The sequence below is a fragment of the Nitrosopumilus oxyclinae genome, assembly GCF_013407165.1.
Classification (GTDB): Archaea; Thermoproteota; Nitrososphaeria; order Nitrososphaerales; family Nitrosopumilaceae; genus Nitrosopumilus; species Nitrosopumilus oxyclinae.
Genome location: NZ_CP026994.1, coordinates 1,371,019 through 1,385,021, shown reverse-complemented (window position 1 = coordinate 1,385,021; position 14,003 = coordinate 1,371,019). Strand labels below are relative to the sequence as shown.

Sequence of the window (14,003 nt, the reverse complement as noted above, 5' to 3'; positions counted from 1 at the left end):
TAATTATGGAAAAAACCATCGATGAATTAGATTTTGAGAAAAGTGGTGGTCTTGTGCCTGTTATAGTTCAAGATGCAAATACAAAAGATGTCCTTACGTTGGCATATACAAATAAAGAATCTTTAGAACTTGCAAAAAAAACTGGTAACTCTTGGTTTTGGAGTCGTTCCAGAAATAAACTTTGGATGAAAGGAGAAGAATCTGGCAACATTCAAAAAATCAAAGAAATTTTAGTTGATTGTGATCTTGATGCAATAATTTATCTTGTTGAACCTTCAGGCCCTGCATGTCACTTGGGTGACAAAGTTTGTTTTCATAATTCTTTAGAGAAATAAATCAACAGATTGGTTTAAAATCACTTTCATTTCCAGGTAGTATCTGTTCTGTTATTTTAAATTCTAAATTGGGGTAATCTGTACCTCTAAACACCACTCTCCAATTTCCTACAAAATCATCTACAGTACAATATCCTTTTGTCTTTGAAAGTTGCGGTTCTACATAATAATTGAAAGCAGGTTTATTTGCACCATCAAATGGAATTGTAATGAATACTGAATAGTGTGTATTGTTTAATGGTCTTAGAAATGCAACTTGACCCTTGTCATCATATTCTAATCCTCCAATTCTCAGAAAAATTTTCTCTCCTAAAACATATTCACTGCGATCAATTTGAAATGGACCTGAAGTTATCCATTCTCTTTCTTTTGGTGAATATTCATTTTCTAAATTTATTTTTTCTATTTCATTTAATTTTTCTTCAACTTCTGGTGTGATATCTTCATTTAGTTGTAATTCTTTATTCAATGTATCTTCAATTTTAATTGTATCTGATTCTTGATTTGTAATTACAATAATTCCTCCTATTACTATGATTATCCCTATTGCAATTGGAATTACAATCTTATTATTCACACAAATATCCTTTCAAAAATATCTAAAAACCTTCCTCATAATTCAAATTTTATAAAATTTGATTGTTTTACTTTTTTTTGCTAAAATTCCACTTTTCCTATTTTTCACCTTATGCTCATTATTATTCATTATATTTTTTAATAGCTAAAATTAAGTAACACTTAACTTGATATTAGGATTTTTTATGTATTTTCTCAAAGGATATACTGATCTTGACTAGAACTTCATTACAATGCAGAGAATGTAAGAAAGAATATGATACTGCTTTCAAGTACATCTGCGATGAGTGTTTTGGCCCACTTGATGTAAAATATAATTTTCCTGCAATTACAAAGGAGACATTTTCTAATCGTGAGCATACCTATTGGCGATATTTTGAATTATTACCTATAGAGGAAAAATCTAATATTGTAAGCATTGGTGCTGGAATGACTCCTCTTATCAAGGCTGATAATCTTGGAAAAAAACTAGGACTAAACAATCTTTACATAAAAAATGATTCTGTAAATCCCACATTTTCCTTTAAAGACAGACCTGCTGGAGTTGCAATATCTAAAGCAAAAGAATTTAGATTAACATCTGTTGGGTGTGCATCAACTGGTAATTTAGCATCTGCAACTGCAGCACATGCAGCAAAAGCAGGTTTACCATGTCATGTATTTGCTCCAAGTAATATTGAGATGGCAAAAATTGCACAAGCACTATCTTATGGTGCAAATTACATTGCAGTTGATGGAACATATGACGATGCAAACACAATAGCTGCACAAATTGGTGATAGTAAAGGAATTGGTATAGTGAACATTAACATGCGTTCACACTATGTAGAAGGTTCTAAAACATTTTCATTTGAAGTAGCAGAACAACTTGATTGGCAAGTCCCTGATCAAGTTATAGTTCCAGTAGGAAGTGGTGCAATGCTCAATGCTATTTGTAAAGGATTTGAAGAATTACAAACTGTCTCATTACTTGATGATGTTTCAAACATGCATATGGTTGCAGCACAACCACATGGATGTGCACCAATAGTTGACGCATTTAAGAAAAATAGTAAAGAAGTAATCCCAGTTGAGCATCCTGACACTGTTGCAAAGAGTTTAGCAATAGGTGATCCTGGTGATGGTAGATATGTTTTGAAACGATTACAACAGTATAATGGGTTTGCAGAAGAATGTAATAACAAAGAAATCCTTGATGCAATTTTACTTCTTGCACAAACTGAAGGAATATTTACAGAACCTGCAGGTGGAGTTTCTATTTCAGTTCTTCAGAAGATGGTTGAACAAGGAAAGATTGATAGAAATGACAAAGTAGTATGTTATGTTACTGGTAATGGTCTAAAGGCAACTGAATCAATTATGGACGTTTTAGAAAAACCAACTGTAATGAAAGCAGACGTTGGAGAAATATCGGCGGTAGTAAATTAATGACAAATATCACTTTTACAATTCCATCTGTACTAAACCAAAGTGGTGGGGAGAAGAAAACTGAGATTTCTGCTGATTCTCTATCTGATGCTTTTGCAAAGATTTCAGAAATTATGGGTGATGATTTTAAGCGTAGAGTTTTGGAAGGTGATGGAACCCCGCGTTCATTGATAAATATCTACATCAATGGAAAGAATGCAAAATTTTCTGGTGGCATGGAAGCTGTTCTAAAAGATGGTGATGAAGTTTACATTTTACCTGCAGTTGCAGGTGGTTCTGAAGAATTATCTCCAAAAGAACTTGATAAATTTTCAAGGCAAGTAATGTTGGAAGAAATTGGATATGGTGGACAATTAAAATTAAAAAATGCCAAAGTTTGTGTTGTTGGAACTGGTGGTTTAGGACATCCAATTATTTCTAGGTTAGCTACAATGGGTGTTGGGGCTTTACGTATTATTGATAGAGATGTAATAGAACTATCTAATTTACATAGACAAATGTTGTTTGATGAAGATGATGTTGGGCAAGTTAAAGTTGAAGTAGCTGCAAAAAAATTACAGAAATTAAATCCTGATTGTAAAATTGAAGCATTATCTATATCTGTAAACGATTACACTGCATTAGAAGTAGTTGAAGGGTGCGATGTTGTAATTGATGCACTTGATAGTGTTAATGCAAGATATGCATTAAACAAAGCATGTGTTAAGTTTGGAATTCCGTTTGTAACAGGGGCTGCAGTTGGAACATCAGGACAAGTCTTTACAGTTTTACCAAAAAAATCTGCATGTTATTTTTGTATGTTTCCTGAATTAGATGAGGATAAAATGCCAACATGTAGTATTGAAGGTGTTCATCCTCCAATACTTTCTATTGTTGGTGCAATTGAAGTTGCAGAAGCTGTAAAAATAATTCTTGGAAAAACCCCTAATCTTTCTGAAAGAATTTTACATATTGATTTAGAAAATTTAGATTTTAACAGTACTAGAACATTCAGAGCTGAAGAATGTCCAATATGTGGAACAGGAAAACTTGATGTTGTACAAAAAGAAGAATTAATTTTAGAAGAGTTGTGTGGACGTAATCGTGGAAAGAGAACTTACTCTATTACTCCAACTGAAACATTTGATCTTGATGTTAATGGTGTTATTGCAATTGGAAAACAAAAAGGATTTACAATTGATAATCAAGGTGACTTGGGTTTGTCTTTGAGAACAAATGAATTATCTGTTAGTTTTATGAAAAGAGGTTCTGCAGTTGTCGTAGGACCAAAGGATGAATCTGATGCTATATTTTTGTACAAATCTTTACTTGGTAAAGAGATCAAGGCGTAAAATAGCCTACAAAAATTTCATTAATTATACATAAAATATGAAAAATATGACGATCATTTACTATTTCATATATCAAACTATGATTATTATGACTAAAATATCTAGAAATTATATTGAATTTGAATATTTACTAAAATAATTACAAAAAATTCGATAATTGTGGACAATTCGTCCATTAGTCTTTTATACTAATTTTTAAGAAAAATATCAATAACATGAATAACGAAATAGGACGTAAAATAACTAGTCTTACATTAATGACAATTATGTTAGCCGGTGGTTTGACATTTGCAGCACCTGGTGTAATGCCAGCTGCATATGCAGCCAACGCTAACCTATTTGTTTCCGCAGAAAACTCACAGTTTGACAATTACATGTCAGGTCCTCAAGTAATTGAGGTAGTCGTAATTGATTCTGATATCAATGATACAGATCAAGCAAAAGGTGAACCAGATGTTACAGTCAACGGAAAGATCCTGAGAATGGCTCAAGCCGTAGACGGTAACTGGTATGGATACTTTGCAGATAGAAACATGGCTCTGATTGCTGATTCAACAGCAGCAGGATCATTAGTTTCTGGTAGTGGATTAGACTTTGGTGACTTTTGTGAAGCAGCTGACGGCGTAGCCGCAGTTGGTATTAACTTAAGTGACACAGTCGGATTCGCATCTGGTAACGTTACAGGTGGTATTAATGGTACTTCAAGCGGTGGCGCAATTACTGCAGGTTCAACTGCATGTGTCCCAGCAGGTACTAATGGTAACACCAACAATGTTGTCAGAGAAGCAAAAACTCTAAACCTAAATGACGCAGCTAACCCATCAGCAACAGCAGCAGGCCAAATTGGTGTGCTAAATGATGGTGCAGCATGGCCAATTATACAACTCTATCCTCTAAACCCAACTGGTAACGTTGTCGTACAGTACAACAAAGGTGGTGGTGCTCAATCAACCACATTAACTTTTGATACTGTTGATAACTTTGCTGGTGTAGAATTGGACAGATCTGTATATCCAAAAGGTTCACAAATTCACGCAACAATTACCGACTTATGGTTAAACATTGACCCAACTGATGAAGACTCTTGGACATTTGGTACGAATAACGCCAACGCTACAAGCAGAGGCCCACACTACCAAGTATTCGATGAAAACGGTGCATCCGGTGGTACTCCGATCAAATTAACAGCACAACAACGATCCTCACTAATGTGTGAAGATAATTGTAATCTGTTAATTAATTTGAACGTACAAGGCTCAACAGCTAATGTACTTACCATCCAGGACAACGATGATTCTATCCTAGATAACCTAAATGGTACCAGTTCTACTGCCTCATCAAATAATGCAACAAACTTTGGTGTAGCAGCATTTACTGCACAACTAGGGGAAGGATCAGTTCCTGTAACAATCACCGAACAGGGTCCAAACAGTGGTGTGTTTGGTACATATGATGAATCAGATGTATCAGCAATTCAAGTAACAACTAATGCAAAGAGGGGAACCTCAGCATCTCTTGATTACAATGAATCACCAGTAACTGTTCTTGTGGGATTCAGCTTTGCAAGTATTGACATCCAACCAATTGATGATGAATGGAGCTCTGGTGAAGAGATTCCAGTAACCATCGTTGACGGTGATCAAAACAAAAACAGCAGAGCTGATGAAGACTTAGATTTAGATAACACAGAAATCACACTTGTTCCTGCCTTAAAAACAGGAGATCCATTTACCATTGGTGAGGGAACTAGTACACCATCAGTCAATGTATTTAATGCAACTAGAACCGTATTAGGTGGTTCTACCGTTGCAGGAGATATGGCAACTGGTGCACTAGCAAACTACACCTTGGTAACGATCAGTGGAACTGGCGCAAACACAACTTCTACAGCAGCAGTAGATACTTTCAGTCAAAGAGCAATTCTTTCACAGGTAGTAAATGCAACTGCTGAAGTTGGTACAGTTATTGTAGACCTTGGTACAACCATGAGTGAACTACAAAAAACAATTGGCCAAGCAGACGCAACAGGTGTCCGATTTAACTTCTTTAACTATAATGTAGAATCCTTCGGTGCAGATGAAGTAAGTATATTCTTACTTAATCAAACCGGTACAATTCTTACTGCAACAGGATACACATCTAATGCTACAGCAACACAATCAAACGCTGTAGTACTTATTGCAAACGGAACTGGACAGGACTACATTTCATTGAATGGCCTTGATGCTAACTTGTTTAGTGCAACAGATCCAAAAAGACAAAATCTCGGTCTCGCTATCGAGTTTGACTATGCAGGAGCTGCCACAGCAAGAGGTGTTACAGGTATCGATGATAAAGAAGCTATAGTAGCTGACTTCTTCTCATTTGGTTTCACAGATGACGGCGTACAATCAAACGAAAGAATTGCACACCAAATCATCAGAATTGAAGCTGAAGAAACAGGTGATAACACAAGTACCTTCGTAGGTTCACTTGAGTATATCATGGTTAACCAACTCAATATTATTGATGTTGCAACCTTTGCAGGAATTACTCCAATCGCAGACGATCCTTCATTCATCGTAATTGAAGATTTGACTGACGAAGACGCACCAAGAGTCTCATATAACGACTTAGGTGCAGATGGTGTAGTAACTCCAATATCTGATCAAGAAGAAGCTCCAAGCCACTCTGGTATTGTTTCTCTAAATCAAGACTCTTACAAAGCAGCTGATACTGTAATTATTACTCTAGAAGACTTAGATCTAAACGTCGACTCTGATCTTATCGATATTTACACCGTAGTAGCACCATTAGCTGGCTCACAGCCATCTACTGATGCAACTGGCGGAGCAGATAACGATCAAGTAGGTGTCGATGTAACTGCCCTACAAGAAGCCCTTTCATTTGGTTCTCAAGGTAGACTCCTCGATGTTACATTTGACGATGTAAAATGGGAGAATACTGGTACTACTTGTAACGCTCAATTTGATGATGGTTTGTTTGCTACTGGATTTACTCTAGTAGAGACAGCCAAAGATTCAGGCAAATTTATTGGTGATTTCCAAATCCCAGCAGATTGGTGTAGAGCAGCAACAGGTGTAGCCGAGACCGTAACCGGACTCGACATCGAAGTCAACTATGTTGATTATAGAGATGCATCTGGTGAAATAATTGAAGTAGGTGACTCAGCAGGAGTACGTGCCAACACAGGTTCAGTAAGCCTTGATAGAACAGTTTATCCGGTACCATTTGGTGTTCCGGCAAACTTTGCTACAGGAACAACTGAAACTCCTTCACAAAGATCCGTATTCCCAATCCACCAAACTGGTATGGGAGTCGTAGCAGGTAATACTGCAGATCTTGATGCAGGAGAATTCCTGTCAAATGGTGATCTAACAGTCCACATTAGAGTTAACGATCCAGACTTTGACATTAACCCAGCTGGTGAAGATTCTATTAACGCAAATACCGCTGCAGCTGCAGTCGGCCCAGTAAAAATCTCTGTAGTTAGAGGTTCTTCTGAAGTCGTACTCGGTTATGCAGGTGGTCCAACAGAAATTGACGGCACAATAGATGTCGGCGATGCAACTCCTTTGGCCACCAGACAATTGGGTCCAATCGATGAGATTGCCCCAGATGCCGGTATTTACGAATTAGATCTTAACATCAGATACACTGACGGTCCAGCAAGTGCTACCTGTCCACCTACTTTAGCCACAGGCTTTACTAGTATAGACGGTACCGCTTCTGGTACAGAATTAAGCAGATTTAGCGTTGCAAGTGCAGCTGGTCTGAATTATTGTATCTTACAAGGAGATATTCTCCAAGTAGAGTACACTGATCCAGCAGATGCATCTGGTGATGTTAACACTGTAACTGATTCTGCTACATTTGACCTAAGAAACGGTGTATTGCAGTCCGACAAATCCGTATACATTATCGGTTCCGACATGATCTTAACACTCATTGAGCCAGACCTTGATCTTGACAATGATGGTGCTGAGACTTATGACTTGGACTTAATCGAATGGGATTCAGATGCCGCTACTACTACCATGGGTAACCTTGGTGTTGGTGCAACAGCATTTGACCCAGAGCCAACAGATTTCAGAGAAACAGGTGACAGTACTGGTATCTTCCAGATTGTTATCGAGATTCCTGATGCTCTAGGTGGTGATAACCTTGAAAGAGGTGAAGAAATCATCTTAGAGTACACTGATTGGGGTCCATCCGGTTCAGATTATGTAGGTGATGAAGATGAAGATGTAAACATCACAGTCTTCACATCTAACTTCGGTGCAACTGTCGAACTTGACCAAAAAGTATACACATGGACTGACAAAGTCTACGTTACCATAGTCGCTCCAGATCACAACTTTGACGGTGATTTAGTTGACGAGATTGGAAATACTTCTAGTGATCCGATAAAGATCTCTACAAGAGGATTCAATATTGACAACTACAAACTCGTCGAAACTGGAACTGACACAGGCATCTTCACAGGTGAAGTAATCCTAACAGGATTTACAACACATGATGCAGATGGCGATGGTACTGCAGGCGATGCATCCGGTATAAAATCTCTTGATGGTACTGGTCCAACAGATGGACTACTACCAACTGATGACGATGACGGTATTACAGTCTCCTTTGAATTCTCAGAGGATGAAACTGTAGTCGGTTCAGCACTTATCAGATGGAACATCGGAGAGGTACAATGGTTAGAAGCAAGCTACCCAGCTAGCGGAACAGGTGTTGTAAGAGTAATTGATCCAGACATGAACTTAAATCCAGAAGCAGTCGACAACTTCGATGTCGATGTGTGGTCTGACTCCGACGCCGGAGGTATTGACCTTACTGTAACTGAGACTAATGAGGCAACCGGAATTTTCGAAGGTACTGTATTCTTTACAGTTTCTGACGAATCATCTGGTCACAGACTCAGAGTCGCAGAAGGTGACACTGTCACCGCAGAATATGAGGACAATACATTACCAGATCCGTACACAACTGCAGATGAACTTGATATCACTGCCACTTCACTAATCGGTACTGTAGTACCACCTCTCGAGAGAGCACCAGCTGCTAACTTGAGAACAGTTGATGCCTTCGGCAACAGTTTAGATACTGTCTCCGTTGATCAACAGGTGCAAATCAGTGCTGACTTAGCAAATGGTCAGGATAGAGAGCAATCATTCGCATACTTGGTACAGATCCAAGATGGTAACGGTGTTACAGTCTCACTAGCATGGATTACAGGTTCACTATCTGCTGGTCAATCATTCAGCCCGGCATTATCATGGATTCCAACACAAGCAGGAACTTACACAGCAACTGCATTTGTATGGGAATCAGTAGATAATCCAACGGCATTATCACCACCAGTCAGTACAACAGTAACTGTACAATAAGTAAGATAACTAGTTCAAATTTTCCTTTTTTTCTTTTTTTTGAATACCTCTTAACGAAAGTTATGCACAATTTTTTCACAAGTAATATCTAGGAGAAGATTAACAATTAATTAAATTGAAATTCAAAATTTGTCTTTCTGTTTTTTTTCTAGTTATGTTGATGAATACTCCAAATTCATTTGCAGAAGAACTTGAACTTTTTACAAATAGTAAGGTCTATTCTCCTGCACATAATTTACAAGTATATGGCAACGGATTGCCTGAAGAGAATTTAATTATTAGAGTTTTTGCCCCCGATGAAACAATTACAAAATTTGATCAAATTACTACAAATTCTGATGGCACATTTAACTATGTATTGTTAACATGGCCTGGACCTTCCACTGATTTTCCATATGGAACGTATACTGTTGAGGTAATTAGTACAGAACAAAATGGTGTATCGAAAAAAATTGATGTTAAATTTTCAGCTACTATTGATTTACTTGATGTAACTATTGAAAGATTTGTAAATACACTAGTTTTTGCTCCTGAAACTGCTGCAAAAGGTCATCCAATTAGAGTTTTTGTGCAGACGACAAGTGATGGATTATTGATTGGAAATGAACCTAGTAAATTATTGGGGACAACTCACGTTCACCTACCTTCAGGATCTTCAGTTACTCTATCTAATTCATTTAAGACATTACATCAGGGATTATACTATGTTGATTATACTCCGATAGAAGAAGGAACTCATGTATTCCATGTAGTTGCATTTAGTCAAGGAACAACATCACATGGATCAGCGGCTACAACTGTGTTGAGTCAAGATCTTGGAGGAATTTCAAATCAAATAATTAAATTAAATTCCATTTTGGATCAAACATCAGAGGAACTTGAAATTTTAAAATCTGAAATAAACGGTTTTGATACTACTTTAAAATATGCCAGTACTCAAATTGATGAAAATATTGGTACGTTTGCACTTTCTGCAAAATCTATCAGTGAATCATCTGCACAACTAAATGCATTATTGTTACCAATCATTGCATCTGTGGGACTAATTGTTGCACTTCAAATAGCAATTTTAGCTAGAAGAAGATAGTTATAATAAGATAAGAATCGAAAACATATCAATGCCCAAAGTGGCTATACTCTTTTTCATATTGTTATTTTCTCCGATGATAACTAATTCACATGCTTTCATTCCTGTTGATTTAAAAACTGAAAATGACGAGAAATATACTTTAATTTTTGATTCTGGTATTGTGGATATTGATTCTAATTTTTTTACTGAAAATGATTTTAAAAGATATTTAATTTTTGGAGATAAACTAGAAAAAAATGATATTTTAAAAACTAATTCATTCTATGGAATTCAATCTGATTCTGGATTTTTTTCTGTTGCTATACTTACAGAAACTTCTGCAACTAATTTGGTTTCTCAAGGGTATACTGTAGTTGAAGATTTCCAATTAGATTTTCATTCACAAAATAATCAAATTCAAGACGCTTCTAGAATTGGAGAAATAACTGGTTCAAATTTAGCTAAAACAAAGTATGATTCATCTGGAAATGGAACTGTAATTGCAATTGTAGATACGGGTGTTGACTTTTCAAATCCTGATATACAACATTCCTTGGCAAGAAATGATCTTAATCATCCTATAATGCTTGATCCTGATGGTCAAGGTATTGTATTAACAAACGCAACTTTTTTTGCATATATTGATAAAAATGAAATAATTCGAAATTATAGTAAACCAATCCCTTCTCATATGACATCGTCAGCGTATGTTACACGGGATGGTGTGTTCCTTGATGTATCTCAAGGTGGGAAAGGTAGTAACATACCTATTTACAATTCATTTTTTCCACAGATTGGTTCATCTGTAATATTTAATGGAACGCTAACAACTGATATGAAAATTGGCGAAGATAATAGAAATTATATTAAATCTAAAAGCGGTGTTTATCATCTTGGTGTGATATATCAAGGTGGATTGAGTGGACCTTATTCTAAAATACAAGTTGTACCTGTACTTGTTGTTGATTCATTTATTCCAGGAGTATATGATACAATAATTCCTGATCTTAGTACTTCATGGGAAGATTATACGCGATTTGATTTAGAAAAAGGTAAAAAACCAAATTATGACTTTGATTTTACTGATGAAAAGCCTATTGTATTAGGAAGTGGAAAAGAATTCCTTGTTTATGATTCAAACAATGATGGAATAATTGATTACAGTGCTGGCACATTTGGTGCGCAAGTTCTGGATGTTTATGGTGTAATTAAAAATAATTCTACTGATATTGATGATGCACTAAAGGCAATTAATGGAACTCTTTTACCACCTTTGGATCCTAATGGTGAATTTTTTGGCTTGATGACAGATTTTATGGGACATGGTACTTCTAGTGCAGCTTCAATCACTTCACGTGGTCAAGAAACTTATGACATTTATAATAATTCAAAAAAATATTCTATCACTGGTGTAGCTCCTGATGCAAAAATTCTACCCGTAAAAGCGCTGTGGTTTGGAGATACTGTATATGGTTGGTTATGGATTGCAGGATTTGAAAACAATGAACATACTTGGGAATATACTGGAAATCCAAGAGTTGATATAATTTCTAATAGTTGGGGTGTGTCCAATTTCCCATCATTCAAGGCATCCCCTGGAATGGATATGCTATCTTTAATTTTGAGTGTACTTACAACTCCTAATTCTTTTAATGATAATTATCCTGGCATTACAATAATTTCTAGTGCAGGAAATTCAGGTCATGGTTATGGTACAATTGGGTTGCCAAATGCTTCACCATTTGGTATGTCAGTTGGTGCTACCACAAACAATGTTTTTGTTGGTTATGGTCCGTTCAAGGATCAACCTAGATTTGGAAACACAACAATTCATTCTAACAATGTAGTTGATTTTTCTAGTAGAGGTCCTAGTTCAATAGGAGATCCAAAACCTGATGTTATGAGTATTGGTGCCCATGGTTTTGTACCATCTAATATGTTGAAAATTAATAAAGATTCTAAAAATGAATCTTTTTCATTATTTGGTGGCACTAGTATGGCCGCACCCCTTGTATCTGGAAGTGCTGCAATACTAATTGAAGAATTAAAAAAACAATCTAAAGATTATGATTCTTTTTTGATCAAAAATATTCTCATGTCTACTGCAACTGATTTACAAAATGATCCATTTACTCAAGGTTCTGGTTTGGTAAATATTGAATCTGCATTAAATTACGTTAATGGTAAAAATGGAACTTTTATTGTTTACAATGATGGTTCATATAATAATATAAAAAATATTCTTGAACCTGCAATTGAAAAAATTAACTCTACATCAATAGGATTTGAGAAATTCCAACTACCTTCAAAATCATTTCCAATGACAAGTTGGTTTGCAGGACAATTACTTCCTGGAGATAGAACTACAACAACTTTTACCATAGATAATCCTTCAAATGAATCTCAAACAATAAATGTAAAACCTCAGACTTTGTCATTAATTTCTAAAATTCAATTTAATGGAACAACAATTGTAAGACAACAAGATACTTTGATGAATAAAACTGATACATTCATTCCAAATTATGTAAAATTATCTGAACTTGCAAATCAAGATGAACTTGGGCAATTTTTTAACAATGATGATCCAATTCCTGATGAATCATCACTAATGATTCTAAATCTGAATTTTGAATTTAATGATTTTATGAATAATACTTCAGATGTTTATGCAGATGATCTCAAAATTTCTTCTCTTTATCTTTATGATTGGATTGATAACAATAATGATACAAAAATTACTAGTGATGAATTATCTTTAGTGAATAGAGCTGGTTCATGGGGAACTGTTCAAGAACTTAGGGTTTCACAACCAAATGAAAAATTTGATGGTGTTCCATTAGTTGGAGTTTACCCAGTCCCTACACGTTATTCTTACTGGTTAGGTGACACTAAACTAAATTCTACTTCCATGGATTATACAATTTCAGCTAGTCACTATGAAAAAGAAAAATGGCCTATCCTTTGGTCTGAATCTGAAACAATTTTGGTTTCTCCTCAAAGCTCATCAACTGTTGATGTTACTTTGGTAACGCCAACAGATTATCAAACAGGTATGTATCAAGGATTTTTAACTTTTGAAGGTGAACAACATACTGTAAATGCGCCAATATCTTTTGTTATCAAACAACCTGTAATTGAAAATGATTCTACTATTTTGATCAAAGGAATACAAAGTGATGATATTCTTTATGGAAATGGTTACACAAAAGGTGCATTTGATATGGTTAATAGATACATGGCAGGAGATTGGAGGCAATATTATTTTGATATTCAAAATCCATCCATCAATGCTGCAGCAATTGAACTTTCCTGGATTAGCAATAACACAAATCTATCTGTATTTGTAATGAATCCTTTAGGAGAAATAATACAAACTAATGTCCCATCTGGAGTCTTTGGTCATTTTCTGGGATGGGCTTCACTTGATTGGTTAGGCAGTTCAATTTTTAGTCAAGGTGGGGGTTTCTATCCTGTGAAAAATAAAGATGACACTTCAACTGTTCTCTATGTTCCAATTAACCAAACTGGCACTTACACACTATTGACACACTCTACATTATTTGGAGGTTCATCAACTACAGAACCAATTACACTTGCAGCTAAATTCACACATATTTCTGCTGAAATGTTTGATTCTCAAGAATCTGTCAATGTGGAAATAAAAACAATACCTACAAAAATTGAAGATACATCTGAAATAATATCTAAAATAGAAATTCAAGATCCAAATAATGTGAATTCTGATCTTCCATTTAGTACTGGAATTGCAGTAGGAATAGTCATTGGAATTGCGATCGGATTAGTTTTCATTTTTATCATTAGACAAAAACCTCCAAATTAACTGAATAAGGTTTATAAGCAATTTGTC

7 protein-coding genes are annotated in these 14,003 nt (G+C 35.6%); 6 read left to right on the top strand and 1 reads right to left on the bottom strand.

Annotation, left to right across the window (positions count from 1 at the left end; translation table 11 throughout):
- Positions 1–5: 5 nt before the first annotated feature.
- Entirely contained in the window at positions 6–335 is a 330-nt protein-coding gene (hisI, locus tag C5F49_RS08320) for a phosphoribosyl-AMP cyclohydrolase (RefSeq protein ID WP_179362513.1), read from the top strand.
- Position 336: 1 nt separating this feature from the next.
- Here hisI and C5F49_RS08315 read toward each other — a convergent pair whose 3' ends face one another.
- Positions 337–912, bottom strand: a complete 576-nt coding sequence (locus C5F49_RS08315) for a hypothetical protein (protein ID WP_179362512.1) — start codon at positions 910–912, stop codon at positions 337–339.
- A 212-nt stretch (positions 913–1,124) separates the two neighbouring features.
- Here C5F49_RS08315 and C5F49_RS08310 point away from each other — a divergent pair, with 212 nt between their 5' ends.
- The 5 genes from C5F49_RS08310 to C5F49_RS08290 all read left to right on the top strand — a co-directional run bounded on the left by C5F49_RS08310 (position 1,125) and on the right by C5F49_RS08290 (position 13,976).
- Positions 1,125–2,339, top strand: a complete 1,215-nt coding sequence (locus C5F49_RS08310) for a threonine synthase (RefSeq protein WP_179362511.1) — start codon at positions 1,125–1,127, stop codon at positions 2,337–2,339.
- Entirely contained in the window at positions 2,339–3,670 is a 1,332-nt protein-coding gene (locus C5F49_RS08305; protein WP_179362510.1) for a ThiF family adenylyltransferase, read from the top strand. The genes C5F49_RS08310 and C5F49_RS08305 overlap by 1 nt, the downstream gene beginning before the upstream one ends.
- Before the next feature lie 215 nt (positions 3,671–3,885).
- A complete protein-coding gene (locus C5F49_RS08300) occupies positions 3,886–9,063 on the top strand; it encodes a hypothetical protein (protein ID WP_179362509.1) in 5,178 nt (1,725 codons plus the stop codon).
- 154 nt (positions 9,064–9,217) lie between these two features.
- Positions 9,218–10,150 carry a methyl-accepting chemotaxis protein gene (locus C5F49_RS08295; protein WP_425489651.1) on the top strand — a complete coding sequence of 311 codons (933 nt, stop codon included), beginning with the start codon at positions 9,218–9,220 and terminating at the stop codon, positions 10,148–10,150.
- 31 nt (positions 10,151–10,181) lie between these two features.
- Entirely contained in the window at positions 10,182–13,976 is a 3,795-nt protein-coding gene (locus C5F49_RS08290) for a S8 family serine peptidase (RefSeq protein ID WP_179362507.1), read from the top strand.
- The last annotated feature ends 27 nt before the right edge of the window (positions 13,977–14,003 follow it).

What these genes read in the sequence shown, in the direction of transcription:
- hisI (WP_179362513.1), top strand. Translation starts at nt 6, where the DNA reads ATGGAAAAAACCATCGATGAATTAGATTTTGAGAAAAGTGGTGGTCTT.
- C5F49_RS08305 (WP_179362510.1), top strand. Translation starts at nt 2,339, where the DNA reads ATGACAAATATCACTTTTACAATTCCATCTGTACTAAACCAAAGTGGT.
- C5F49_RS08300 (WP_179362509.1), top strand. Translation starts at nt 3,886, where the DNA reads ATGAATAACGAAATAGGACGTAAAATAACTAGTCTTACATTAATGACA.
- C5F49_RS08295 (WP_425489651.1), top strand. Translation starts at nt 9,218, where the DNA reads ATGTTGATGAATACTCCAAATTCATTTGCAGAAGAACTTGAACTTTTT.
- C5F49_RS08290 (WP_179362507.1), top strand. Translation starts at nt 10,182, where the DNA reads ATGCCCAAAGTGGCTATACTCTTTTTCATATTGTTATTTTCTCCGATG.